The organism is Fulvimarina thalattae, assembly GCF_040239565.1.
Lineage (GTDB): Bacteria > Pseudomonadota > Alphaproteobacteria > Rhizobiales > Rhizobiaceae > Fulvimarina.
In genome coordinates, this window is sequence record NZ_JBEHWS010000025.1 from 1 (window position 1) to 24,189 (window position 24,189).

21 protein-coding genes and 4 pseudogenes are annotated in these 24,189 nt (G+C 63.0%); 17 read left to right on the plus strand and 8 right to left on the minus strand.

Features of this window, described 5'->3' with window-relative positions; translation table 11 throughout:
- The 4 genes and pseudogenes from ABRA89_RS18835 to ABRA89_RS18850 form a co-directional block, all read right to left on the minus strand.
- A pseudogene (locus ABRA89_RS18835) lies at window positions 1-78 on the minus strand (IS6 family transposase); the annotation flags it as partial.
- 62 nt (window positions 79-140) lie between these two features.
- Window positions 141-683, minus strand: a pseudogene (locus tag ABRA89_RS18840) (transposase); the annotation flags it as partial.
- 365 nt (window positions 684-1,048) lie between these two features.
- The gene (locus tag ABRA89_RS18845; RefSeq protein WP_349943038.1) at window positions 1,049-1,435 is read right to left on the minus strand and encodes a type II toxin-antitoxin system VapC family toxin; all 387 of its coding nucleotides are present in this window, start codon (window positions 1,433-1,435) and stop codon (window positions 1,049-1,051) included.
- Window positions 1,435-1,710: an AbrB/MazE/SpoVT family DNA-binding domain-containing protein gene (locus ABRA89_RS18850; protein WP_349943039.1), complete on the minus strand. Its 276-nt coding sequence runs from the start codon at window positions 1,708-1,710 to the stop codon at window positions 1,435-1,437. The genes ABRA89_RS18845 and ABRA89_RS18850 overlap by 1 nt, the downstream gene beginning before the upstream one ends.
- Before the next feature lie 217 nt (window positions 1,711-1,927).
- Here ABRA89_RS18850 and ABRA89_RS18855 point away from each other — a divergent pair, with 217 nt between their 5' ends.
- Both ABRA89_RS18855 and ABRA89_RS18860 read left to right on the plus strand, forming a co-directional pair.
- Window positions 1,928-2,521: a recombinase family protein gene (locus ABRA89_RS18855; protein ID WP_349943040.1), complete on the plus strand. Its 594-nt coding sequence runs from the start codon at window positions 1,928-1,930 to the stop codon at window positions 2,519-2,521.
- Window positions 2,522-2,690: 169 nt separating this feature from the next.
- A protein-coding gene (locus ABRA89_RS18860) for an IS630 family transposase (protein WP_349943041.1) occupies window positions 2,691-3,640 on the plus strand; the annotation gives its coding sequence in 2 pieces (ribosomal slippage) (window positions 2,691-3,033 and window positions 3,033-3,640; 951 coding nt in all).
- Between the two features lie 75 nt (window positions 3,641-3,715).
- Here ABRA89_RS18860 and ABRA89_RS18865 read toward each other — a convergent pair.
- The 3 genes from ABRA89_RS18865 to ABRA89_RS18875 all read right to left on the minus strand — a co-directional run bounded on the left by ABRA89_RS18865 (window position 3,716) and on the right by ABRA89_RS18875 (window position 8,979).
- Entirely contained in the window at window positions 3,716-4,858 is a 1,143-nt protein-coding gene (locus tag ABRA89_RS18865; RefSeq protein ID WP_349943042.1) for an FAD-dependent monooxygenase, read from the minus strand.
- A gap of 174 nt (window positions 4,859-5,032) precedes the next feature.
- The gene (locus tag ABRA89_RS18870; protein ID WP_349943043.1) at window positions 5,033-8,482 is read right to left on the minus strand and encodes a molybdopterin cofactor-binding domain-containing protein; all 3,450 of its coding nucleotides are present in this window, start codon (window positions 8,480-8,482) and stop codon (window positions 5,033-5,035) included.
- Window positions 8,479-8,979, minus strand: coding sequence for a (2Fe-2S)-binding protein (locus tag ABRA89_RS18875; protein ID WP_349943044.1), 501 nt, complete (start codon window positions 8,977-8,979; stop codon window positions 8,479-8,481). The genes ABRA89_RS18870 and ABRA89_RS18875 overlap by 4 nt, the downstream gene beginning before the upstream one ends.
- Window positions 8,980-9,161: 182 nt before the next feature.
- Between ABRA89_RS18875 and ABRA89_RS18880 the strand changes: the two genes are divergently transcribed.
- The 10 genes and pseudogenes from ABRA89_RS18880 to ABRA89_RS20475 all read left to right on the plus strand — a co-directional run.
- Window positions 9,162-9,608 carry a MarR family winged helix-turn-helix transcriptional regulator gene (locus ABRA89_RS18880; RefSeq protein WP_349943045.1) on the plus strand — a complete coding sequence of 149 codons (447 nt, stop codon included), beginning with the start codon at window positions 9,162-9,164 and terminating at the stop codon, window positions 9,606-9,608.
- Between the two features lie 495 nt (window positions 9,609-10,103).
- Window positions 10,104-10,853 carry a maleate cis-trans isomerase family protein gene (locus ABRA89_RS18885; RefSeq protein WP_463671321.1) on the plus strand — a complete coding sequence of 250 codons (750 nt, stop codon included), beginning with the start codon at window positions 10,104-10,106 and terminating at the stop codon, window positions 10,851-10,853.
- A 45-nt stretch (window positions 10,854-10,898) separates the two neighbouring features.
- The gene (locus ABRA89_RS18890; protein ID WP_349943046.1) at window positions 10,899-11,684 is read left to right on the plus strand and encodes an alpha/beta fold hydrolase; all 786 of its coding nucleotides are present in this window, start codon (window positions 10,899-10,901) and stop codon (window positions 11,682-11,684) included.
- Between the two features lie 54 nt (window positions 11,685-11,738).
- Complete coding sequence (locus tag ABRA89_RS18895; protein WP_349943047.1) at window positions 11,739-12,770, plus strand: M29 family metallopeptidase; 1,032 nt, start codon at window positions 11,739-11,741, stop codon at window positions 12,768-12,770.
- A gap of 75 nt (window positions 12,771-12,845) precedes the next feature.
- Window positions 12,846-13,475 (plus strand): isochorismatase family protein, encoded by a 630-nt coding sequence (locus tag ABRA89_RS18900; RefSeq protein WP_349943048.1) that lies wholly within the window; start codon window positions 12,846-12,848, stop codon window positions 13,473-13,475.
- Window positions 13,476-13,685: 210 nt separating this feature from the next.
- Window positions 13,686-13,871 (plus strand): hypothetical protein, encoded by a 186-nt coding sequence (locus ABRA89_RS18905; RefSeq protein ID WP_349943049.1) that lies wholly within the window; start codon window positions 13,686-13,688, stop codon window positions 13,869-13,871.
- Complete coding sequence (locus tag ABRA89_RS18910; protein ID WP_349943050.1) at window positions 13,868-15,370, plus strand: sodium:solute symporter family protein; 1,503 nt, start codon at window positions 13,868-13,870, stop codon at window positions 15,368-15,370. The genes ABRA89_RS18905 and ABRA89_RS18910 overlap by 4 nt, the downstream gene beginning before the upstream one ends.
- A gap of 208 nt (window positions 15,371-15,578) precedes the next feature.
- Window positions 15,579-16,301: a GntR family transcriptional regulator gene (locus ABRA89_RS18915; RefSeq protein ID WP_349943051.1), complete on the plus strand. Its 723-nt coding sequence runs from the start codon at window positions 15,579-15,581 to the stop codon at window positions 16,299-16,301.
- A gap of 148 nt (window positions 16,302-16,449) precedes the next feature.
- Window positions 16,450-17,198, plus strand: a pseudogene (locus ABRA89_RS18920) (IS6 family transposase); the annotation flags it as partial.
- Between the two features lie 166 nt (window positions 17,199-17,364).
- Window positions 17,365-17,556 (plus strand): annotated as a pseudogene (locus ABRA89_RS20475) (integrase core domain-containing protein); the annotation flags it as partial.
- Window positions 17,557-17,721: 165 nt separating this feature from the next.
- Here the strand turns inward: ABRA89_RS20475 and ABRA89_RS18930 are convergent.
- Window positions 17,722-18,474, minus strand: a complete 753-nt coding sequence (locus ABRA89_RS18930) for a GntR family transcriptional regulator (protein ID WP_349943053.1) — start codon at window positions 18,472-18,474, stop codon at window positions 17,722-17,724.
- Window positions 18,475-18,790: 316 nt separating this feature from the next.
- Here ABRA89_RS18930 and ABRA89_RS18935 point away from each other — a divergent pair, with 316 nt between their 5' ends.
- Genes ABRA89_RS18935 through ABRA89_RS18955 form a run of 5 tightly spaced genes read left to right on the plus strand, consistent with a single transcriptional unit; the run spans window position 18,791 to window position 23,951 of the window.
- On the plus strand, window positions 18,791-19,816 hold the full coding sequence (locus tag ABRA89_RS18935) for a substrate-binding domain-containing protein (RefSeq protein ID WP_463671322.1): 1,026 nt from the start codon (window positions 18,791-18,793) through the stop codon (window positions 19,814-19,816).
- Between the two features lie 32 nt (window positions 19,817-19,848).
- Entirely contained in the window at window positions 19,849-21,327 is a 1,479-nt protein-coding gene (locus tag ABRA89_RS18940; RefSeq protein ID WP_349943055.1) for a sugar ABC transporter ATP-binding protein, read from the plus strand.
- A gap of 31 nt (window positions 21,328-21,358) precedes the next feature.
- Window positions 21,359-22,294 carry an ABC transporter permease gene (locus ABRA89_RS18945; RefSeq protein ID WP_349943059.1) on the plus strand — a complete coding sequence of 312 codons (936 nt, stop codon included), beginning with the start codon at window positions 21,359-21,361 and terminating at the stop codon, window positions 22,292-22,294.
- A complete protein-coding gene (locus ABRA89_RS18950) occupies window positions 22,291-23,232 on the plus strand; it encodes an ABC transporter permease (RefSeq protein WP_349943056.1) in 942 nt (313 codons plus the stop codon). Before ABRA89_RS18945 ends, ABRA89_RS18950 begins: the two co-directional genes overlap by 4 nt.
- Window positions 23,232-23,951, plus strand: a complete 720-nt coding sequence (locus ABRA89_RS18955; protein ID WP_349943057.1) for a cyclase family protein — start codon at window positions 23,232-23,234, stop codon at window positions 23,949-23,951. The genes ABRA89_RS18950 and ABRA89_RS18955 overlap by 1 nt, the downstream gene beginning before the upstream one ends.
- Window positions 23,952-24,189: the final 238 nt, after the last annotated feature.

Below are 24,189 nucleotides of genomic sequence, written 5' to 3' on the forward strand. Positions count from 1 at the left end.
CCAGGCCTCAAACTGCCGGCATTTGAAGTCGTCCTTGGACTGCCGCTTCAGTTTTTTGGCGATCGTGTTCAGGATCATGGCAACGCTCTCCGTCAATGAGAGCCCGAAAATCAGTGAACACGGTCATCAAATCGTTAAGCGGCCCAGACGTAGACGTAATGGCGGGCGGAGAGATCGCGTCGCTGCCAGCGGTCGTAATCATCCTGCCAGTCGTCCTTCAGCCGAGAGATCACCGACGGCGACAGGTTCGGCGCGTCCTTGCCGAGCAAGGCTGTGAGCGCCTCCTGGAAATCGCCCGTCGAAAGGCCGCGCAGGTAAAGGACCGGCAGCAAGGCATCGAGGCTCGTCGTGCGGCGCGCCCACTTCGGCAGGATCGCGGAGGTGAAGGTGACGCGTTCGCCGCCGCCGCCATCGCCGGCACCACGATCGCGAACCTTCGCCCGCTTGACCGGAACCGGGCCGATGCCGGTCTGGATCGTGCGCTCCGGGCCATGACCGTGTCGCACAAAGCGAGCCCGACCGTCGCCCAGCCGCTCCTCTTTCATCGCAGCAAGAAAGGCAGCGGCTTCCGCCTCGACCGCCTCGGCAAGAAGACGCCGGGCGCCGTCGCGCAGGACTGTGGTCAGGGGATCATCAATCGTGTCGGGATGTCGAAATGCGGAAACGGTGCTATCCGTCGTCATGGGCGTATCGCTCCTACGGGAGGTTCTGGCAGGCTTGATCACCCGCCTCGATACGCCGCCTCTCTCACACCGTCATCACCCAGCTTCCGCCATAGCTCGGCGAGCAATCGTCGCCCTCAAATTTGCGAGATTATGCGAAGACCTCGGTATGAGCGCCGGTCAAAGCTCACCGGACAACGGCACCGTAAGTGTCTACCCTCCCGGTCGTTCGAACGCTCGTTCCTGAAACACTTTCATCGTATTCTGTTGCAGAGCTGAATGTCCGCTTCTCGATTCGAACAATGTTCACTCGAACGGCTGGGATGAGTCGACAGGCGACATAGGTCGCGTGAAGAACCGTATTCTCGATCCGGGGCGAAAGCGTCTCAGCGGATATGTTCGAATTTGAGCCCGTTGATCTTCACTTTTTTCCATTCCCGGTCTGCAGTGAGGACCGTCACGCCCAAGCTGAGACCGAGCGCCATGCAACTGCGATCGCCAAGACCTCGCCCGTATTGACGAGTTCGCGTAGCAAGCATGCCCGATGCATAAGCCGCAGCCTCGTCGTGCCCGCGAACATCGAGACGGAGGTCGTCGAGAATCTCGTGAATTTCATCGCCGGTCATCCCGACCAGCGCCAGTTCCTTGACGACCTCCTGCAGGTTCACTGCAGAGATCACCCCATTGCCAATATGAGGCAGAACCTGATCGGCTCCCTTCTCATTTCGAATGAAAGCGAGGACGGCCGATGCATCAAGAACGACGACCGCCATCAGCTGTTCTTCGTCGTGCTGGCCGCTTCTTCGGCATCGGCTTCGGATCGCCGTTCAGCAAGGAAATCATCGACCGTCCGCTCCGACTTGGCATAACGCTTATAAAGCTCCTGCGCGCGCAATGCTCCGTGCTGAATCGGCGTCAGACGAAGTTCGTCACCTTCGACAGTCGCGATCACTTTTGTATCTCCGGTCAGTCCCATAGCTTGGCGTAGCGCCTTCGGAAGAACCATCCGCCCATTGGCGCCAACTCGAAGATCGACTGATTTACTCATTCGAAACCTATCTCAGAATCGCAGACAGAAAAATGGCATTTTGGTTATAATGTCAGAAATCCGAGATGCAGACAATTCCAAACTGCCATGCACGCAAGTGACCGGTTCTGAGCACCTGTGCCGCGATCCGCTCTAAACATAACATTCCATCATTATGGGCATGTTCATATCGAACCAGACCGGTTATGCTTCAGTTCGTCCAACCGAACCGGATCCCATGTTCCGCATCTCCACCCTTGCGCAGACCACCGAGAACCAGCTCAGGGAGATCCGCGCGGCAGGCTTCGACCTTCAGGCGCGCCGCGTCGTCTCCGAGACGGTGTCGGGCTCGCACACCACGATGGAGCGGTTGGGCTTTGCCAGGCTGATCGACCGGCTGGAGAAGGGCGACATTCTCGTCGTCACCAAGCTCGACCGGCTCGGCCGCAACGCCATGGATGTGCGCCGGACGGTTGATCACCTCGCCGAGAACGGCATCCGGGTCCATTGCCTCGAGCTCGGCGGCGTCGATCTCACCAGTGCTGCGGGCCGCATGACCATGGGCGTCATCAACGCGGTTGCCGAGTTCGAGCGCGATCTTCTGATCGAGCGCACCCATGCCGGGCTGAAACGGGTCCGGGAGGAGGGCAAGGCGATCGGCCGCCCGCCGCTTCTGTCCGACGGGAAGAAGCGCGAGGTTCTGCAAAAGCTCGATGGCGGCATGTCGATCGCAAGGCTCGCGCGCGAGTATGAGGTGAGCCGCATCACCACCGCCCGCATTCGCGACGCCGTACCAAGCTCGAGGGGCCGGTCCCGGCCAACACTGCACTAAGATTTTCCCCAGACCACCCGGTAGGGGCAGGCCACTCCGTTTGCGATCTTGAGTTAAATTCACATCGCCAATGAAGTTCCTAGAGCGGTTTGAGCCTATTCGGAGTCGCTGATTTGCGCTGGTATGACAGTCGTGATTCCCTGATCGAAATGGACAGGGAGAGACGTTCATGGCTCGGGCTTATGGCATTGATCTTCGTCGGCGGGTCGTCGAAGCGATCGAGGACGGCCTTTCGACGCGGGCTGCTGGCCGCCGATTTGCGATCGGGGAGTCGACTGCGGGGGCCTGGTATCGCGACTGGAAGAGAAAAGGCACATACGAGCCCGATCGACAGGGTCAGCCGAAAGGCTCCAAGCTCGACGCGCATGAGGCCTTCATCCTCTCGCTGATCGAGACCGACGACAAGGACATCTCGCTGGCGGAGATCGTCGATCGTCTGGAGACCGACAAGGGCATCGGCACTTGTCAGTCGCTGGTTTCCAAGTTCTTCAAGAAGCGTGGCATCACGTGGAAAAAAAGACCGCGCACGCCGCCGAGCAACAGCGCGAAGACGTCCTTGCCGCGCGCGAGGCCTGGTTCGAAGAACAGCCCGATCTCGACCCGCAAAAGCTCGTCTTCATCGATGAAAGCGGCCTGAACACCAAGATGGCACGGCTGCGAGGGCGCTCCAAACGCGGCGAGAGATGTCGCGCCGCGGTTCCCCATGGTCACTGGAAGTCCACCACCTTTACCGCCGGCATGCGGCTCGATGGCATCGTCGCGCCGTGGCTTCTCGACGGTGCGATGGATGGCGAGGCCTTCCTCGTCTACGTCCGCAAGGTGTTGGTGCCGACGCTTGTCGCAGGCGATATCGTGGTGATGGACAATCTTCCGGCGCACAAGGTCGCCGGGGTCAGGGACGCGATCGAGGCCGTCGGGGCCGAGCTTCGCTACCTCCCACCCTACTCACCGGACTTCAACCCGATCGAAATGCTCTTTTCCAAGATCAAGGCCTTCCTCCGGAAGGTCGCCGCTCGCACAATCCCCGGACTGCATGACGCCGTGGCCTCGGCGCTCGACATCTTCGAACCAGACGAATTCCAAAACCTATTTGCCCACGCCGGCTATGACCCGGATTAAGATGAAACTGCTCTAGATCCAGACAAAACCTATTCTAGTTTCGTGGTCCATACCGTTCCAAGATAAGAATCAATTTCAGCAAAGAGAAACCCTCATAGGATCATAAGCATAGACCCAGGCCGGATCTTCCGGCTGTTTGAGCCAAGTATTAGCGTTCGAAATTCTCTGGACTTTCGTTGCGCGCTCACGGCGCGTGTTTTCATAGACCCGGAAGGCTTCCGCGTACTTGCTTTCGCCGATCTCGGTGAGGCAACGGGTAAGGACGGCCGCGTCCTCGATCGCCATACAGGCGCCTTGGGCCATATGCGGGCGCATGGGGTGGCAGGCATCGCCGAGAAGGCAGAGCCGGCCCCGGCTCCAGAGGTTCAGCGGATCGCGGTTCCAGAATGGCCATTTGGTCACATGGTCGGTGGCGTTCACCAGCGCGTTCACCACGGGATGGGAACCGCCAAAGATCGCCTCCATCTCCTCGCGCGAGGATTCGACGAAGGGCCCGTCGTGCTCCCAGCCGTCCACCGGCACGCCGGTGACGTAGTAATATTCGGAGCGGTCCCGCTTGGTTGCATAGGCCATGATATGGCGCGAGGCCTCCCACCACCATTTCACACATGCCTCGAATTCCAGGCCTGATGCGCGCAGTCGGTCCATATTGACGAGCGCTCGGTGCCCGACCCAGCCCGAGAAGCGCGGCTTCTCCGCGCCGAGCAGCTTCTCGCGGATCGCCGAATTGATACCGTCGGCGCCAATGACAAGATTGGCGGCGACTCTGCGTCCGTTGGCAAAGGAGAGAAGGACGTGATCCTCGCGCTCCTCGATATCGGTGAGGCGATGGTCGAAATGCAGCCGATCCTTCGGCAAAGCGTCGATCTGCACCGCATGCATGTCGCCGCGATGGATGGTGATGTAGGGCGCGCCGTATTCCTTGCGGGCAAAGTCGCCGAGCCGGATCTCGGAGAGATACTCCCCGGTATTGCCATCGCGCGAGAACCAGTGATCGGGATGTGAGCCGATCGCCGACAGCTTCTCTTCCAGGCCGATCTCCCGGAAGATCTTCATCACGTTCGGGCCGATATGGATGCCGGCCCCAAGTCGGTCGAAGGCCGGCGCCTGCTCGAAGGTGTGGGCGGAAAAGCCCGCCTGGTCGAGAAGGGCCGCCGCAGCCGCACCGCCGAGCCCCGCACCAATGACCGCGATCTCGACCCGTTCGATTGTATCCATCTGGCTTCTTCCTTCTCGAATTTGTTTGTATGCTAACAAATATCGCCTGAATGTAAAGACCCCGGCGGCTGCATATCGGCCTCATTGCCGGGATGGCCAAGCCCCTGGCGGCGAGGCCTGACGCGACGCTGCGACATGCGGAAGCCGTCCCAGGCGCCGGGTCGTCCCCATGCCTCAGGGCGTGGCAGGCGCGTAGCGCATCCTCACATAGGCGGCGAGATCGGCGATTTGGCGCTCGGTGAGTTCGCCCGCAAAGCCGGGCATGTCGCGCCCGGCAAGCGCGAGCGGCGCCTCGATGCCCTGTCGGATTACCGTCTTCAGCGCTTCGTCGTCCGGCGAGCGGATGGCGGCCGAGCGCGAAAGGGGAATATTCGCGGCCGTGGCGAGCGAGGCGAGCGCCGGCTCGTGGCAGGTGGCGCATGCGCTCTCGAAGATCCGGTCGGTGGCGTCGGGCATCGGCCGGGCCGCCGCGGCCGGATCGGCGACCCGGGTTTCGGGAACGCCCGGTTGAGCCGAGGCGAGATAGATCGCCATCGCCTGAATATCCTCGTCGGGCAGGGCTTGCAGATTGGCGACCACATCGGCCATCGGCCCGGAGGCGCTCGCGAAACCTTCGGTGAGCCCCGTGCGCAGATAGGCGTAATAGCGCTCCTCGCTCCAGCCGAAGGCGGAGGCCGTATCGCCGGCGATCGCCGGCGCGTACCATCCCTTGACGAGGGAGCCGGTCAGCGCGGCCGTGCCCGTCTTCTCGGCGCCCAGAAGATTGCGCGGGCTGTGGCAAGCCGAGCAATGGCCCGTCGCCTCCACGAGATACCGGCCCCGGTTCCACTCCGCGCCACGCGCCGGCTGCGGCTCGATGGGCGCCGGATCGTGATGAAGCGCGTTCCAGAGCGCGTTGACGGGGCGAAGATTGGCCGGGAAAATCATCTCGGCCCGCGCCGTCTCCTGGCGCACCGGCTCCAGCGTCTGGAGATAGGCGTAGAGCGCGAAGATGTCGTCGTCGGTCATCTTCGAAAAGGAGGTATACGGAAAGGCGGGATAGAGATGGGTTCCGTCGCGCGAGATCCCGTGCCGCATCGCCCGCTCGAAGGCCTCGAGGCTCCATTGGCCAAGGCCGGTCTCGGGGTCGGGGGTGAGATTGGTCGTGTGGATCCTCCCATAGGGCGTGACGACCTCGAGGCCGCCGGCATTAGGCGCGCCGCCGGGGGCCGTATGGCAGTCGCCGCAATTGCCGGCGGCGAAGACCTGCCTGCCATTTTCGAGGAGCTCGGCCGAAAAGCTCGATGCCGGCGGCGCGCTCGCCGGCGGGATCGCCCGCTGGATCGGCAGGGCGAGCGCACCGAGGGACAGCGTGCCGCCGAGGACGGCGGCAAGACCGATGCCCTTCGAGCGCAAGCGGCCGAACCATGTCGCGGGCTCTAGTGCACCGCCCAGACGGGGCGCGTGATCGGACGAGCCCGGCAGGCGCCCGTCTTCGCGGCGGTCGATGCCCATCGCCGCCCGCATGCGCTCGGGCGTGAACGGGGCCTCGCGCATGCGAACGCCCGTCGCGTCGAAGATCGCGTTGGCGATGGCGGCGGCGGCCGGAACGGCGGCGCTTTCGCCGACGCCGAGCGCCGGGTCCTCCGCCCGCTCCACCAGCATGGTCTCGATCCTCGGCACCTCCTCGAAGGTCGCCAGCGGATAGGTCGCCCAGCTCGACGGCGTGACCGTGATCTCCTCGAAGCTCACCTCCTCCTTGAGGACGCGGCTCGCGGTCTGGTTCACATTGCCGTGGATCTGGTGGCGCACCCCGTCGGGATTGATGACGAGGCCCTGGTCCTGGCCGACGAAGACGCGGGTGAGTTGCACCTCGCCGGTCTCCATGTCGACGGCGACGTCGCAGATCCATGTCGCGGCGGCGGCGGCGGTACCGGGAAAGGTACCGTGGACATAGGTCGCATAGGCGAATCCCTGGCCATAGGCCATGCGCCCCTCGCGCCGCCTGCGCGGGGCGGTGCGCGGCTCCCAGCCGCCCTCCTCGGCCGTGCGTAGGATCAGCGAGCGGGTGCGCGGATCGTCCAGATGGCGCAGGCGGAAGGCGACGGGATCCTCCTTTGCCTCATAGGCCATCTCGTCGACGAAGCTCTCATGGGCGAAGGTGTTCGGCAGGGCTGAAACCCCGCGCATCCAGGCGGCCCGCACGATCGGCGCCATGTCGTGGACCGTGATCGCTTTGTGGGGGATGCGGTAGGGCGGCACGATGGTGCGGTCGCCCATGTCCGAGGGACGCGGCTCGGCAATGACGCGGCGGGTGAGGAGAAGGCCGAGATTGGTGGCTCGATTCGAGGGATACCAGGTGTCGAGGCTGTAGGCGTGGAGATCGCCGCCGAGAAGCCCGCCTTCAACATCCATTACCTGTGCGGCGCCCTTCGGCTCCCACAGATGCTCCTGCGCCCGCGTCAGCTGAACCCGGACCGGCTGGCCCACGGCGCGGGCGAGAAGCAGCGCGTCGGCGCCAACGTCGTCGGCGCAGTTGCGGCCATAGCAGCCGGCCGCCTGATGGCGCCGGATCTCGATGCTCTCTTCGGCAAGATCCACGAGCCGGGCGAGATCGGCGCGCAGCATGTGCGGGTTCTGGGTGCCGGACCAGAGGATGGGCCGGCCCCCGTTCCAGTCAGCGATCGACACCGAGGGGCCGATGGAGCCGTGCAGGTGGTAGGGCCAGACATAGGTGCGCGTGGCGCGCAGGTCGCATTCTTCGATGCCGCGCGCGAAATCGCCGGACCTGTCGCAGGCGCGCGCCGTCGCCGGCTGGCAGCGGATCGTATCGGCAAGGGTGCGCATCTGCGGCAGATCGGGCGGCATGCGCCAGTCCACCGGCAGGGCCTCGGCGATCCTTCGGGCCTGATCCTCGCGCTCGGCGACGACGGCGAGGAAATCGGCCTCGCGCACCACGGCGATGAAGCCCGGCATGGCGCTCACGGCCGCCTCGTCATAGCCAAGAAGGCTGTGGCCGACGAAATCGCCGGCCTCTCGTCCGTGATAGGGCGGGCGCACCACATGGCCGTGCACCATGCCGGGCACGGTGACGTCGTGAATATAGGCATGGCGGCCCAGCGCCTTGCCCGGCAGGTCGGCGCGCGGCACCGGCTGGCCGACGATCCGGTAGTCCTGAGGCGCCTTGACCGGGGTATCGGGATCGAGAGCGAGGGCGGCCACCTCTCCGCTCACGAGTTCGCCGTAGGACACGGCCCCGTTCGCGCTCAGCGCCTCGCCTCCGATCATCTCAATCTCGCCAGCGGGCGCGTTGAGGCGAAGCGCGGCGCGGGCGATGAGCTCGGCGCGGATCTGCGCGGCACCGTGGCGCAAGGGAACCGCCGTGATCTGAATCGTCTCGGAGGCGATGGTCGGGCCCTGGTTCGGCGTATGGGCGGTATCGCCGAGCACAACGCGCACCCGGCTCAGCGGCAGGTCGAGTTCCTCGGCGACGATCTGCGCCAGCGCCGTCTCGATGCCCGTGCCGAGATCTACGTGGCCGTTGAAGGCGGTCAGCGATCCGTTCCTATCGAGCCGAAGAAAGGTTTCGCGACCAGTGCCGGTCTCCCGGTAGACCGTGATCGCCTCGGTTTGTGTCCCGCTCATATCCGGCCCCTCCTCCTCGTCTCGTTCTCTCTCATCAGCCGGGCGGCCTTCGTCACCGAGGCGACGATCTCCCGGTGGGTGCCGCAGCGGCAGAGATTGTGCCGCAGGGCCGAGCGGATCTCGGCTTCGGACGGGTCGGGGTTCTCCGTGAGGAGTGCGATCGTCGTCATGATCATGCCGCTAAGGCAATAGCCGCACTGGGCGCCCGCCTCCTCGACGAAGGCCTGCTGGACGGGATGCGGCGCCTCGCCATCCGCCAGCCCTTCCAGCGTGACGACGCGCATGCCCTGAGCCTTCGCCGCGCGCAGCACGCAGGCCCGCGCCGGTGCCTCGTCGACGAGGACAGTGCACGAGCCGCACTGGGCAAGGCCGCAGCCGTATTTCGGCCCCGTCAGCCCGAGATCGTTGCGCAGGACGTCGAGCAGCGTGCGTCTCGGATCGTCCAGCCCGACGGCGACGGATCGACCATTGACCGAGAATTCGACCGACAGGCTCACGTGAGGCCTCCCCTTCCTCGCAGACAGCATCTGATAATTGTTTTTATACAAACAATCCGGCCGAGGAAAGCCGAAGCCTGCACAAAGCGGCGCCAGCCCCTGCCGCCTATCGCGGCACGGCCTTGTCCGGGCGGTGGCGATGTGCCATCGACAGTGAACGCACGCGAACGGAGAGCCACGCGTTGAGCCGTCCAGAACACCAGAGCGAGCCCGATCTCGACTACAGGCTCGACGAACAGGTGGGCTTCCTCCTGCGCAAGGCCTATCAGCGGCACATGATGATCTTCGCCAGGAAGATGGCGGGCAATCTGACGCCGACCCAGTTCTCGACGCTGGTCCGCCTTTTCGCCGAGCCCGAGCCGATCTCCCAGAACGCGCTCGGCCGCCTCGTCGCCATGGATGCGGCGACGACCAAGGGCGTCATCTCGCGGCTCGAGAAGCAGGGGCTCCTGACCACGGAACGGGACGGGACGGACAAGCGCCGCTATCTCCTGCGCTCCACCGAAAAGGGCCGGGCGCTCCTGCGCGACGTCATTCCCATCGTGAAGGACATCACGGAGGAGACCGTCCAGCCGCTCACCAAACGCGAGCAGAGCGTCTTCCTGAAGCTCCTCGCCAAGCTGACCTGAGCCGGACGGCGCCGGGCATCTGGAATTGTGCATCGACTCCAGGTCATTGGACGCCGGACGTCGCGCCGGCGGGAATGCCGGACCCGTATCAGGCGCACAAGCCTTGCCCATGCTGCGTGAATTTCAGACAAATCGCTGCCTGATAATTCGTCGCTGCAGCGCAAAAAAATCTCCAACACCCTGATTTCATTGGCACAAGAAAAATTCTCGCGGGCATAACTTGTTTCTATACAAACAATGTGTGTAGCATTACGGGAAAGAGGCAGGCGTCGTTACCGGGGATGAGGATCGACGCCGCGCCTCGCCGGGGAGTGAGACGGGCGTGATAACGTCCGGGCGCGGTGAGCGTCGGGCAGCGAGCGCGCGCGAAGTGCGAGGTCGCAGCCCTCGAAGGCGACGGTCCGTTCCGTATCGACACCCCAAAACGAAAAGAAGACCGGTCGGCGGCGGCAAGGCCGATCCACACCGGTCTCCAAAGGACAGAAGGAGCGCCGCATGAAGCCGATCCGCATCGGACAGATCGTCCCGAGTTCCAACATCACGATGGAAACGGAGATCCCCGCGCTTCTGCGCCTGCGCGAGACGATCGCGCCCGAGCGCTTCACCTTCCACTCCTCGCGCATGCGCATGAAGCATGTGACGAAGGAGGAGCTTGCGGCCATGGACGGCCAGAGCGACCGCTGTGCCCTCGAACTCTCCGATGCTCGGGTCGACGTGATGGGCTATGCCTGCCTCGTTGCGATCATGTCCATGGGCCACGGCTATCACAACCAGTCCGCCGAGCGGCTCCATCAGGTCACCGTCGACAATGGCAATCCGGCCCCCGTGGTTACCTCGGCCGGCGCGCTCTGCGAGGGCATCAAGGCGATCGGCGCCAAGAAGGTCGCGGTCGTCGCCCCCTATATGAAGCCGCTGACCGCGATGGTCGTCGACTACATCGCCAATGAGGGGATCGAGGTAAAGGTCTCCCACGCCCTCGAAATCTCCGACAATCTCGCCGTCGCCGCCCATGACACTGGCAGGCTGCCTGGCATCGTCTCGGGTCTCGACATCGCCGATTGCGACGCGGTCGTCCTGTCGGCCTGCGTCCAGATGCCCTCACTCGCCGCCGTCTCCATGGTGGAGGCAGAAACCCGCAAGCCGGTTCTGACCGCCTCGATCGCCACCACCTGGGCGATGCTGAAGGCGCTCGACCTTCCGACGCACGTTCCCGGCGGCGGAACGCTTCTCTCCGGCGCCTACTGATCTGGCACCTTTAGGCTCAGACCCAATCCGACGAAGGAGTTGACCTTGGCTCGCGGTTACAATGTCCAGGCGAACGGAATTCGCCAGCATCTCATCCACTTTCCGGGCTCCGGCCCGATCATGCTCCTGATCCCCGGCATCACCTCGCCGGCGATCACCTGGAACTTCGTCGCCGAGCGCCTCGCTGAAACCTACGACGTTCACGTCCTCGACGTGCGCGGCCGGGGCCTCAGCCAGGCCGGCGATCTCGACTACTCGCTCGACGCCATGGCCGAAGACGCCATCGCCGTCGTCTCGGCGGCTGGTCTCGGAAAGCCGATCGTCCTCGGCCATTCCATGGGCGCACGCACCGCGATCCGCGCCGCCCGCAAGGCCCCCAACGCCTTTTCCGGCCTCGTCCTCGTCGACCCACCGGTTTCCGGGCCCGGACGCCGCGAATATCCGTCCAAATGGGCCTGGTACGAGGATTCGATCCGTCTTGCCCGGATGGGCTGTTCGGCAGAGGACATGAAGGCGTTCTGCCCGACATGGACCGAGGAGCAGCGGGCCCTGCGCGCCGAATGGCTGCATACCTGCCAGCTCGATGCGATCGACACCGCCTTCAAGGGCTTCCACACCGACGACATCCACGCCGATCTTCCCCATCTCGCCCCGCCCATGCGCCTCGTCGTCGCGGGGGCTGCGCCTGTGATGGGTGAGGAGGATGTCGCCGAAATCCGGTCGCTCGCCCCGCGGATCGAGGTGCGCACCGTCGAGGGCGCAGGCCACATGATCCCCTGGGACGATCTCGAAGGATTTCTTTCCGCCGTCCGGGGCTTCGGAACCGCCTGAGCGGCTGGATCGCCGGCGCAGACGCCTCTTATTCAGATCAAGGACGAAAAGACGATGGATCAGTTCAGCTTCACCGAAATCTGCCTGCATCAGCTGAAGATGTCGGGCGTCCACGAGGGCGAGAAGCTCGTCGTTCTGACGCAGGGCTCCGAGCGCCTCGACTATGCCGATGCCTTCATGGCCGCCGGCCAGCGGCTCGGCGCGAAAATGTATCACATGCGCCTTCCCGCCCCCCCGGTGGCGGGCGCCTGGGCGGTCGGCCAAACCGGGCTCGCCGCCATGCCCGATGCGGTCGAAGCGCTGAAGCGCGCCGACATGCTGATCGACTGCATCTTCCTCCTCTTCTCGCCGGAGCAGTTCGCGATCCAGGAGGCCGGCACACGCATCCTCACGGCCGTCGAGCCGCCGGAGCTTCTCGCCCGCATGCTGCCGTCGAAGGAACTGCGCGAGAAGGTGGAGATCGGCGCCGAATATCTGTCGAAAGCCAAGGTCATGCGGATCACGTCGCCCCACGGCACCGACGTCACCTACAAGCTGAACACCTATCCGACGATCGCCGAATATGCTTGCACGGACGAGCCGGGCCGCTGGGACCACTGGCCCTCGGGCTTCGTCTTCACCGGCGCGGACGACGACGGAGTAGACGGCCAGATCGTGGTCGCGCCCGGCGACATCCTCCTGCCCCAGAACATGTATGTGCGTGATCCGATCACCTACACGATCGAGAAGGGCTGGATCATCGATATCCGGGGCGGCCTCGATGCCGAGCTCGTCAAGTCGTACATGGCCGGCTTCAACGATCCGCGCGGCATGGGCATGAGCCATGTCGGTTGGGGCATGAACCCTGCCGCCAAGTGGCACGGCATGGTGCCGGGAGAATTCCCGGGCGGTATGGGCATGGAGCCGCGCTCCTTCTACGGCAATGTGATGTTCTCGACCGGCCCGAACAACGAGCTCGGCGGCCCGAACGACACCGCCTGCCATCTCGACATCCCGATGCGCGGCTGTTCGCTCTTCCTCGACGACGAGCCGATCGTCGTCGATGGCGATCTCGTCGTCGATGAGATGAAGATGGCGCGCCACTGAGCGCCGACGGGCGCGACGGCTTTAATGGCCGCTCGCCGCAAGATCCGCTTCAAATGTGAGACGAAAGACACCGCGATGAGCCAGGAGAAGGTTTACGAACAAGCCGGTTTCGGCGCGAGCGTGCCGCGCGGATCGCGCCCGGCGATTCTCGTCGTCGATTTCAGCTACGGCTTCACCGATACGCGCTATCCGACGGCCGCGGAGATGGGAGCGGAGATCACAGCGACGCGCAGGCTCACCGATTTCGCTCGCTCGGCCGCGATGCCCGTTCTCTATACGACGATCGCGTATACCCCGCTCGAGGCACGCAGCCTCCCCTGGCTGAAGAAGGCGACCGGCATGGCCGCGCTGGAAGTAGGATCGCGCCTCGTCGAGATCGACGATCGCTGCGGAGCGAAAGAGGAGGACGCCCTCGTCGTCAAGCACGGCGCCTCGGCCTTCTTCGGCACCAATCTCGCCGCGATCCTGACCGGGGCCGGCGTCGACACGCTGGTCGTCGCCGGCGCCACCACGTCGGGCTGCGTTCGCGCGAGCGTCGTCGATGCGGTGCAGTCCGGCTTCAACACCTTGGTGCCCGCCGATTGCTGCGCCGACCGCGCACAGGCGCCGCACGAGTCCAGCCTCTACGACATGCATCAGAAATATGCCGACGTGACCGACAGCGCCGACATTCTGGAATGGCTGCGATCCGTTCGAGATCGTTGAAAGGCGGCAGTCCGCAGACAATGATTTCGGCCGCCGCGACATCGGTGTGGCGGCAGCGACGGAACTTGAAGATGATCATCCGAACGCGGCCGTCGCAAGCCCCGCCGGACATGCAGGAAAAACGAGGAATCGAGGTCTAGGGAGCTCCCTCCCGACGCCGTTCAACCGGGTCGCGGACGCTGCGTCCGCTCAAAGAGAAGAGGTTATCCCATGCTTCGCAAACTCAGTCTTGGACTGATGCTGCTCCTGATCGCCGCCTGTTACGTAGTTCCCTACGGCATGCTCGGCGAGACCGCGAGCTGGACCGGCGCCTTCCTCTTCTGGACGATCGCAGGCGTCGTCGTGATCGCTCTCAACGCCATGGCCACCACCCGCTTCGGAGGTGAGGACCGATGACCACGACCTATATCCTCGTCGGCATCGCGATCTACGTCGTTGCCTCCGTCGTCGTCGCCTGCATGTCGCGCTCGGGCGACTCGGCCTCCATGTCGGAATACTTCATCGGCGGACGCTCGATGGGTGGGCTCGTCTCGGCCCTTTCGTACTCAGCGACGACCTATTCGGCCTTCATGATGGTCGGCCTCGCCGGCCTCACCTACAAGGGCGGCATCGGCGCCCTCGGCTTCGAGATCGTCTATTTCGCGGGCGTCTCCCTCGTCGCCATCTTCGGTCCCCGCTTCTGGGCCGTGGGCAAGGCCTATGGCTTCGTCACCCCCTCCGAAATGCTCGGCGCGCGCTACGCAAGCCGCTGGGTCGCGATCGCGGCCGCAGTCGCAAGCTGCGTCTTCCTCATTCCCTATTCGGCGGTGCAGCTTGCCGGCGTCGGCTATCTCCTCGCCGGCATGAGCGGCGGCGCGATCTCCTTCGGCGTCGGCATCGTCGTGGCCACAGTCCTGGCGGTCGCCTTCTCCTATATCGCAGGCATCCGCTCGGTGATGTGGACCGACAGCCTGCAGGCCCTTGTCATGATCGTCGCCTCCGTCGCGGTCGTGGCGCTGGTCGTTGCCGAACTCGGCGGCTTCACCGCGCTCTTCGACGCTGTCGCAGAACGCAATTCCGCAATGCTCACGGTGCCGGGCCCGGGCCTGTTCTCCTTCACCACGTTCCTCGGACTGACGATCCCGTGGTTCTTCTTCGCGATCTCGAACCCACAGGTCTCCCAGCGCCTTTATATGCCCGCCTCGCTCGGTGCCCTACGTCGCATGCTGCTGATCTTCCTGGTCTTTGGCCTGATCTACACGCTGGTCTCGGTGATGTGGGGCTTCTCGGCCTTCGTCGCCTTCCCGGACCTTGCCCAGGCCGATCTTGCGACTTCTACCCTCCTCTCCTCCGAGTTCGTGCCTCCGCTCCTTGGTGTCGCGGTGATGGTGGGCATCCTGGCGGCCGCCGTCTCGACGATCGATTCGATCCTCCTCACCCTCTCCTCCATGCTGGCGCGGGACGTCTACGCCAACGTGAAGACCGGTAGCGACGACAGACGACAGCTCGCGATCGGCAAGATCGTCATTCCGGTGATTTCGCTCATTGCCCTCGGCTTTGCAGCGATGGAGTTCAGCCTCATCGCCGTCCTCGCAGTTGCAGCGTCGACCGGCCTCGTCGTGATTGTGCCGGTGATCGTCGGTGCCTTCTTCTGGAAGCGCGGCACCGCCGCCGGCGCGCTCGCGTCCATCGTCGGCGGGGGCCTGTTCGTGATCGCGATGTATCTGACCGGCAATTCCCTGTTCGGGCTGAACGCAGGTATTCTCGGCCTTCCGGTCTCTGCGCTCCTCTTCGTCGCAGTCAGCCTTATGACGAAGCCGCAGGAAGCCGAGGCCGAGACGTTCATGTCGATCGCGAACGCCTCGCTCGACACGGGCGAACCTCGCGCTTCGGTTGGCGTGCAACCCGCCGGCTGATACTCTCATCGTACCTACACTAGGTTGTAACGTCAGGTCCCGTTCTCAGAGAACGGGACCTTTCTCGTTTCCACTCCAAAGTTTGCGAATTGCGGAGTTCATAGTCGAGAGAATAAATTGCGTGATCGCGATCTGTTCCCATTGACAAGCTTACATAACACCAAGTCGATACAAGTTTTGACAGGTATGTCAGACAGGTAAAAACACGTTGGGTTTAATCGAGACGACCGAAGTTGGCGGCGGCAAGCCGGAAAAGATCGCGCGAGTCCTTGAGAAAGAGATCCGGTCGGGACAGCTCGCGCATGGCGATCAACTACAGAGCGAGAGCGCACTGGTGCGCCGGTTCGCAGTGAGTAGATCTACGGTTCGCAAGAGCCTCGACCGCCTCGTTCGACTCGGCCTCATCAAGACCAGCGTTGGTATCGGCTCCTTCGTCACGTTCGACGGCAACGTGGTTGCCGATGAGGCGGGCTGGACGAAGGCCCTTGAAAAGGCTGGCGCGAACGTCCTGACGCGGACCCTGCGTCTCGAAATTGTCGGCGATGAGGATCTCGCGAGGAGTCTCGCGCTCGAAAGTTCCGAATTCGTCGCGCTCGACCGAGCCCGGACCGATGCCGACGATGGGCACGCCATCTCGATCGAGCGCTCGCGCATCCCGATGACGCCGGAGATCGAGAACCTGCCCATGCGAGGCTTTAGAGACGGCTCACTCCATTCGACCCTGCGTGAAGCCGGCCTCTTGCCCGACCATGGCGAGGAATGGATCGATGTAGTTCCGCTTGAGGCCAAGGATGCCGAAGTTATGGCTTGCCAGCCCGGAACGATGTTCCTGCGCATGCGCCGGGTCATCCGTACCGTCGACGATCGGGTGATGGAGCACATCACCAGTTTGCTCAATCCTACGCATTTTGCTTTGCATCGGACTTTCTAAGTGACTGTCTACGACATCCAATTCGATCGCGCAGTCGGGGCCCTGTTGGGAGGGGCCCTCGGCGAGGGCCTGTCGCAAACTTTTCCGCTTAACCGTCTGTTGACGGTGTCCGATGATTTTCGGGCTCTCATTGACGGAGAGCCCTGCCATGATCCTGAACACGATCGCCGAGAAGCTGAAGCGGCAGTCGAAGGACGACTTTAAAGGCCGGCAATTCGAGGCCTGGCTGATCGTGCAGGCGGTGACCTGGTATCTGCGCTATCCGCTCAGCTACCGCGATCTGGAAGAGATGTTCGCCGAGCGCGGCTTGCGGTCGATCATTCGACGATCAACCGCTGGGTTCTCGCTTATGCGCCGCTGATCGAGAAGCGGTTGCGCCGGTTCCGCAAGCCCCATTGCGGCTCCATTCGGATCGACGAAACGTATGTGAAGATCCGCGGCCAGTGGCGATATCTGTACCGCGCGATCGTCAAGCACGGCAACGCGGTCGACTTCCTGCTGACAGCCAAGCGCGACGCCGATGCGGCCAGGCGGTTCTTCCGCAAGATGCTGAAGGACGAGCCGCTTCTGTCGCCGTCAACGATCGGCACCGATGGCGCCGTTACATTCCCTGGCGCGATCCGATCCGCCGTCGAGGATGGGCTGGTGGTGCCCGATCCCGTCCATCATGTTACGAAGCATCTCCAGCAGGGGATCGAGAGCGACCATTTTCGGGTGAAGAAGGCCATGCCGCGGATCGGCGGCTTTCGCTCTTTCAAAACCGCTCGGCGAACGATCAAGGGCTTCGAGGCGATGCTCTGGCTGAAGAAGGGTTTCGGCTTCGCCGGCGAGTGGACAATCGACCGACAGAACGATCTGGTCGCGCAGATCTTCGGGCTGCAAAAGGTTAACAAAGCCGAAAGATTTCAGGCAAAATGGGGCTTTTTGCGACGTGAGCTCAAAGTTGCGACAGGCCCCCTCGGCTTCATCACGCCGCTTCAGGCCATGCTCAAAGAGCTTGGCAAGGACGTCCAGATCCGCTTCTCATGATCGCGTTGCACTTCACGATGGAATCCGCCCGGCCTGGGTCAGCGATTTCAATACCCAGCGACCACACTCGTCCCTCGGCTACCAGACCCCGGCGGACTTCGCCCGCACCATCACCGCAACCGGCTCCGGCGCTCCGCTATCGGATGGCTCCGCACCTACGCCGGTTGCTCAACCAGCGCCCAACGGCGTATCTGAAACGGACGAGACTCTAATCGCTGTTGGATGAAGATTCAGTGGCAGGTCAGCGTGCCTGGCTTTTGCGCTCGGCGGCCGTCGGTTTGCAACTGGCAAGATAGTCCTGATGGGCCGCCGGGACTGTCAGGAATTCCGTGTGTGGGCGGGCAAAATTGGTCGGTTTTAGGCCAGCTTCAGACCTTGCACTGAAGCCTGATCAGGAACTGAACATATCCGGCCGAACTTCGACGAGGCGGCGAACGGTGTTCAGGACTTCCTGAAGATGGACGGACATTCTCCGTTTTACGGTTTTGCGATCACCGTCTTCCAGGGCCTCGAGTATCGTCTTGTGCTGTTCCAGAAGCGTGTCGAGTTGTCCGGCTTCCGGCAGGCTCAGATAGCGCACACGGTCCATCTGCAGCTTGACGCTCTGGATCACGCGCCAGCTCTTCGCGAGCCCGGCCTCCTCACAAAAGGCCCGATGAAAGCTCTCGTCGAGTTCCAGGAACTGCTCGTGATCGGACTGGCCGATGGCGCGCTGCTGTGCGGCGAGATTGGCACGTTGCGAGGCGATAAATTCGCGTGAACACCGGCCAGTGAGCCGGCTGATGACGGAAACTTCGAGCGCCTCACGGATGAACTGCGCCTCTTCCACATCCGCAAGACGGATCGGGGCGACGAAGCTGCCACGCTGGGGCAGGATATCGATCAAACCCTCGGCGGCGAGGCGAATGAGGGCCTCGCGGACAGGCGTTCGCGAAACACCCAGCGCCTGTGACAACTCCTTCTCGCTGAGGCTTTCCGACGGCAACATCGCAAGTGTCGTGATCGCCCGGCGGAGCCGTTCATAGATCTGTGGTGAGATTGCCAGACGGTTGTCGATCGGCGCGAAACTTCGGCTTCCGGCCGCGCGTGAATCCGCTTTGTTTGCGTCTTTTGGAGACAGGGCACCCGCTACGCTTGTCTTCATGCCGAGCCTCGGATTGATCGGAAAACTTTACCTATCGTGTCGCATCTGGCCACCTTTCATTCAAGTCAGGGATGACAATTGACGTACTACCATGGTAGTTGGTAGGCCTGTTTTTCGGAAGGTCGGCGAAGACTGTGGAGGTCTTGGCAGGCGAAGGAGGATCGGAGACGTTATCGTTTCCGGGCATCCTCCTCTCGGATTGCCGTCTTTTGTTCGACCGACCATGGCCGACTGGCTTTCAACGGGAGGATTACCGATGACACTCAAAGAAACGACCCGCTCGCTCGCGCTTGGCGCAGCCTTCACCGTCACAACGATGGCAGCAAGTACAGCGCTTGCTCAGGACGGTGTCGCCTCCAGCGATACGAGCGACATGCAGATCGCCTTCTCCAACTCTTATGCCGGCAATTCCTTCCGGCAGGTGATGATCAAGAGCTTCGAGCAAATGGCGGCGAAGGCCGAGGAAGAGGGCGTCATTGCAGGCTCGACGGTCGTGAGCGCGAACAATTCAGTGACCGAACAGGCCGCCCAGATCCAGAACCTCGTTCTGCAGGGCTACAACGCCATCATCGTGCTCGCGGGTTCCGATACCGCGCTCAACGGCGCGATCAAGGACGCATGCGACGCCGGCGTCACCGTCGTCGCTTTCGCCAGCGGGGTGACGGAACCCTGCGCCTATGTCGTCGACTACGATCTCAACTCCTATGCCAAGGCGGAGCTCGACTTCATCGCCGAAAAGCTCGGCGACAAGGCGGCGAACATTCTTGAAATCCGCGGCATGGCAGGTGACGGCTTCGACAAGCGTCTGCACGAGGGCGTCGAAAAGGCCATGGCAGATCATCCGGACTACACCTCCGTCGGCGAGGTCTATGGTCAGTGGACCTCGACCGTCGCCCAGAAGGAGGTCTCCGGCATTCTTCCATCCCTGCCTGAGGTCGATGCCGTTCTCACGCAGGGCGGTGACGGCTACGGGGCAGCACAGGCCTTCAAGGCCGCTGGCCGTGAGCTGCCGATCATTATCATGGGCAATCGCGAGGACGAGCTGGCTCTCTGGAAGGCGGAGAACGAAGCTTCCGGCTACGAGACTTTCTCACTCGGCGCGACGCCCAGCGTGTCGCAAGTCGCCTTCTGGGTCGCGCAGCAGATCCTCGCCGGCAAGGAGGTGCCGAAATTCGTCGAGGTTCCGCTTCTGGAGATCTATCAACCCGATCTCGAAGCGTGGCTCGGTCAGGTCCCCAAAGGCGGCGTGGTGAGTGCGGAGTATCCGCAGGAACTCGTCGCCGACATCATCGACGCCAATGTCAACGATGCGGAACTGCCCAAGGTGCCGGCCCCGGAATAAGGCTAACGGCCTGAAATCGGCGGAGCTTCGCTATGCATAGTCCAGCAGATGCCGGCCTTTCACAGGCAGGAACGGGCGCGGACGCGCCCTTCCTCGCCATGCGCAAGGTCGGCAAGAGTTACGGTGCGGTCAGGGCGCTGCAGAACGTCGACTTCGCCCTTCACCGTGGCGAGGTTGTCGGTCTCGTCGGCCATAACGGGGCCGGAAAATCGACCCTGATGAACGTGGTCGCAGGTACAGTGGAACGCTCCAGCGGCGAATTCGACGTGGATGAAAGACCCGTCGACCGCTGGAGCGCGGCCTTGGCCCAGAAGGCCGGCATCCGCTGTGTCTTCCAGGAACTATCGCTCTGCGCGAACCTGTCGCCGGCAGAAAACACGCGGATCGTCCACAGCGCCCTTAGGGGGCCCGGCTGGCGGCGGCGTGCAGCAAGGCTCATCGCCGAGGCGCTCGACGAGATCTTCCCCGGTCACGGCATCGACGTTGGCCAGGAGGTTTCCTCCCTGCCGATCGCTGCGCGTCAGATGGTCGAGATTGCGCGTGCCTATACGGTGACCCGCGAGCCGGTGAGATGCGTCATTCTGGACGAGCCGACCTCGGCGCTCGGCCATACCGCTACGGAACAGCTACTCGCCCATATTCGCCGGGCGGCGGATCGCGGCATCGCCGCGATCCTGATCACGCACCGGCTGAACGAAATCCTCAGCGTTTCCGACCGGGCGATCGTCATGGTCGACGGGGAGGTGGTTGCCGCACGAGCCACCGAGGGCCTCTCCCGCTCGGCCCTTGTCGAACTGACGGGGAGCATCGAAAGCCACGGGCACGGTTCGGCCCCAGAGCGCCAAGCGGAGGGCCCGGCGATCCTCTCCCATCCGGGCCGCGATGGAGGCGACCACGAGATACGCGCTGCCGCCGGCGAGATCATCGGCTTTGCCGGTCTCGACGGACACGGCCAGCGCGATCGCCTCCGCACGATCTATCGCGCGATGAAGGGTCGTGGCAGACTGGTCTCTTATGTCGCTGGCGATCGTGGTACCGAAGGCGTCTTCTCGCTCTGGTCGATCGCCGATAATCTGACGATCCGCTCCCTAAGAGCCCTCACGCGCGGCGGCCTTGTTTCGGATGAGGCGGCGCGGTCCCTCGCCCAGAAATGGTTCGCCATTCTCGATATCCGCGCCCCTTCGATCGATACGCCGATCCTCTCCCTGAGTGGCGGCAATCAGCAGAAGGTCCTCTTCGCCCGCGCACTCGCTTCCGATGCCGAGATCGTCTTCCTCGACGACCCGATGCGCGGGGTGGATGTAGGAACCAAGCAGGAGGTCTATCGCCTGATCCGGAGCGAGGCCGAAGGCGGACGATCCTTCGTCTGGTACACCACCGAACTGGAAGAACTGACCAATTGCGAGCGCATCTATGTGTTCCGGGAGGGCCGGGCCGCCACGGAACTTACGGGCGAGGATATCGACACCGGTCGCATTCTCGAAGCATCTTTTGGAGGCGGCGATGCCTGATGTCCTGAACGCAGCCGCCGGCGGCACACGGATGCCTTCCCCTGGCTGGCTTCGCCGCAGTCTCTCCGTCGGGCTTCCGGCCGTGGCGCTGGTCGCCATGCTCGTCGTCATCTTTTGGATCCGACCGGCAGCGATGAGCTATTTCGGCTTCACACTGCTCTTCAAGCTGGCGATCCCGTTGGTCTTTGCGTCGCTCGCCCAGATGCTCGTGATCATGCTCGGAGATATCGATCTCGCCAATGGCAGCTTCGTGGGTCTCATGACCTGCGTAACCGCGCTCTATCTCGGCGACGCGCCGCTGCTGGCGCTTCTGATTTACGCGGCGCTCATCGCGGGTTATGCCGGGGTCGGGCTGCTGATCCATGTGCGACAGCTGCCCTCGATCGTCGTCACCCTCGGTCTTTCTTTCATCTGGCTCGGCATGGCGGTCATTGTGCTTCCGGCTCCCGGCGGTCAGGCACCGGCCTGGCTGACGGGTTTCGCGAGCTGGCGCCCGCCGCTGATGCCGCTCCCTTTATGGCTCGCCCTCATCGCCGCTCTCGCAGGGCACTGGGTGATTTCGCGCTCGTCGATCGGGGCCGTTCTCCGCGGCGCTGGAGCAAATACACGATCGGTGGAGCGGGCCGGCTGGTCCATTCTTGCGATCCGGACCGGGGTCTATGCCGCAGCCGGTGTGCTTCTCTGCCTTTCCGGGCTGCTTCTGACAGGTCTTACGACTTCGGGGGACGCCAATATCGCTCCCGCCTATACGCTTCTCGGCGTCGGAGCCGTCATCCTCGGCGGAGGTGCCTTCACGGGCGGCATCGTCTCGCCGATCGGGACGGTGATCGGCGCCCTTACCCTCGCCTTGGCAGGCTCGCTTCTGTCTTTTCTTCAGGTTCCGCCGACATGGCAGATCGGCGCGCAGGGCTTCATCCTGTTCCTCGTTCTCGCAGGGCGACTTCTTCTGGGAGAAAGACCATCGTGACGACAACGTTCAAACTCCCGCCTCCCTGGACCTACGGCTTCCTCTTCGCCTTCGTCATGTGGGTGTCCACCATGGCCTATGCGGGCTTCGGTGGAGCCTGGGCAACCCTTGCCGCAGCGCTGCTCTTCGGCGCCATTTCCGTAGTGATCGGAACCGGGCAGATGTTCGTCATCGCGTCCGGGCCAGGCAATATAGATCTCTCGATCCCCTCCGTGTTGACGCTCTCGGCCTATGTCTCGATGAGCGTCATGTCTGGATCGGATTCCATGCTGCCGTTTGGCTTGTTGACGGCCCTTGGCGTCGGCGCGCTTGCCGGCTCGCTGAATTTCGCGGCGGTTACGCTCTTGAAGCTACCACCGATCATCGCGACACTCGCGTGGAGCTTCGTCTTCCAATCCTTCGCCTTCAATTTCGGCGGCGAGGCCACCTTGAAGCCACCGGCACTGCTGTCGGCCTTCACCACGTCGCGGCTTGCCGGCATTCCGGTGATGCCGATTGCCGTCGCCGGGCTCACGGTGCTTGCCGCCATCGCGCTGAAGCGCAGCGTCTGGGGGCGTGAACTGCTTTCCGTGGGGCAGAGCGAGCGAGCGGCTGAATTCGCCGGCGTCGACGTCCGCTGGGTACGTCTTCGTGCCTATATGCTGTGCAGCGCGCTTGCCGGCCTCGGTGGTTTCCTCCTCGCGGGCTTCACGGGTGGCGCCGCCCTCAACATGGGCGATACGTACCTTCTCGAGTCGATCGCGGTCGTCGTCCTCGGCGGAACGAGCATAGCCGGCGGACAGGCCAACGCGGTTGGCATTTGGGGAGCGGCCCTGTTCTTCAATCTGATGGCGACCATGCTGAATACGTTCGGCATCGAGGTCGGCTATCGTCTGCTTCTGACCGGCGTCCTTATCATCCTCATCGTCGGACTGGTTCCGAGGGCAAGGCAGGCTTGATGGATATCGAGACGCTCCTGAAGGGTGATGCCGAACTCGTCGACCTCACCCATTCCCTAAGGGACGGCATGCCCACCTGGCCCACCCATCCGCATTACTGCCAGGAGGTCGTCGAAACCTACGAGCGGGGCGATGTCGCTCTCAACCACAGCCTCTCCCTCAGCGAGCACACCGGCACCCATTTCGATGCTCCGCGCCATTTCGTGAAGGATGCGGCTTCAATCCTCGATCTTCCGCTTGGCCGTTTCGTTGCCCGCATGGCGACGATCCCAGCCACCGATTACGGGCCGAACGGAGCCGTGGAACCGGATCGCATTCTTGCATTTGAAAGAGAGAACGGCGAGATCGAAGCCGGTGCTGCAGTGTTCTTCCACTTCGGCTGGGACCGCTTCTGGGATGATCCCGCCGATCACGCGAACTTTCTCAAGGACTGGCCCGGCCTGTCTGGCGAAGCATCCGCGCTCCTCGTCGCCCGTGGCGTCAGCATCGTCGGGTGCGATTGCCTGTCCATCGACTCCTTCGTGAACGAAGACTTCCCTGCCCACCGGACGCTCCTCGAAGCAGGCATCGTCATCGGCGAGAACTTCGCAAATCTCGGAACACTGCCGCCGCAAGCTACGCTTGTCGCGCTTCCCCTTCCGATCGAAGGCGGTTCCGGCGCACCAACACGCGCGGTTGCCATTCTTGACAGCGCTCCAGAGCCTGATGAAGGTAAATGAATAATGGAATCACAACGATTCTATCATTATATGAGTTATTTTATAATATAGATATTTATGTTTGTAATTAATATTAAAATATATTTTTAATATATTGATGCGGTGTAATTACCCACGGTGGATTCCAGCATGAAGTGCAACGTGATCATGAGAAGCGGATTTGGACGTCTTTGCCAAGTTCTTTGAGCATGGCTTGGAGAGGCGTGACGAAGCCGAGGCATTTTCTCGGTGTCGTATT

What these genes read in the sequence shown, in the direction of transcription:
- ABRA89_RS18845 (WP_349943038.1), bottom strand. Translation starts at nt 1,435, where the DNA reads ATGGCGGTCGTCGTTCTTGATGCATCGGCCGTCCTCGCTTTCATTCGA.
- ABRA89_RS18850 (WP_349943039.1), bottom strand. Translation starts at nt 1,710, where the DNA reads ATGAGTAAATCAGTCGATCTTCGAGTTGGCGCCAATGGGCGGATGGTT.
- ABRA89_RS18855 (WP_349943040.1), top strand. Translation starts at nt 1,928, where the DNA reads ATGTTCCGCATCTCCACCCTTGCGCAGACCACCGAGAACCAGCTCAGG.
- ABRA89_RS18865 (WP_349943042.1), bottom strand. Translation starts at nt 4,858, where the DNA reads ATGGATACAATCGAACGGGTCGAGATCGCGGTCATTGGTGCGGGGCTC.
- ABRA89_RS18870 (WP_349943043.1), bottom strand. Translation starts at nt 8,482, where the DNA reads ATGAGCGGGACACAAACCGAGGCGATCACGGTCTACCGGGAGACCGGC.
- ABRA89_RS18885 (WP_463671321.1), top strand. Translation starts at nt 10,104, where the DNA reads ATGAAGCCGATCCGCATCGGACAGATCGTCCCGAGTTCCAACATCACG.
- ABRA89_RS18895 (WP_349943047.1), top strand. Translation starts at nt 11,739, where the DNA reads ATGGATCAGTTCAGCTTCACCGAAATCTGCCTGCATCAGCTGAAGATG.
- ABRA89_RS18900 (WP_349943048.1), top strand. Translation starts at nt 12,846, where the DNA reads ATGAGCCAGGAGAAGGTTTACGAACAAGCCGGTTTCGGCGCGAGCGTG.
- ABRA89_RS18905 (WP_349943049.1), top strand. Translation starts at nt 13,686, where the DNA reads ATGCTTCGCAAACTCAGTCTTGGACTGATGCTGCTCCTGATCGCCGCC.
- ABRA89_RS18910 (WP_349943050.1), top strand. Translation starts at nt 13,868, where the DNA reads ATGACCACGACCTATATCCTCGTCGGCATCGCGATCTACGTCGTTGCC.
- ABRA89_RS18930 (WP_349943053.1), bottom strand. Translation starts at nt 18,474, where the DNA reads ATGAAGACAAGCGTAGCGGGTGCCCTGTCTCCAAAAGACGCAAACAAA.
- ABRA89_RS18935 (WP_463671322.1), top strand. Translation starts at nt 18,791, where the DNA reads ATGGCAGCAAGTACAGCGCTTGCTCAGGACGGTGTCGCCTCCAGCGAT.
- ABRA89_RS18940 (WP_349943055.1), top strand. Translation starts at nt 19,849, where the DNA reads ATGCATAGTCCAGCAGATGCCGGCCTTTCACAGGCAGGAACGGGCGCG.
- ABRA89_RS18945 (WP_349943059.1), top strand. Translation starts at nt 21,359, where the DNA reads ATGCCTTCCCCTGGCTGGCTTCGCCGCAGTCTCTCCGTCGGGCTTCCG.
- ABRA89_RS18955 (WP_349943057.1), top strand. Translation starts at nt 23,232, where the DNA reads ATGGATATCGAGACGCTCCTGAAGGGTGATGCCGAACTCGTCGACCTC.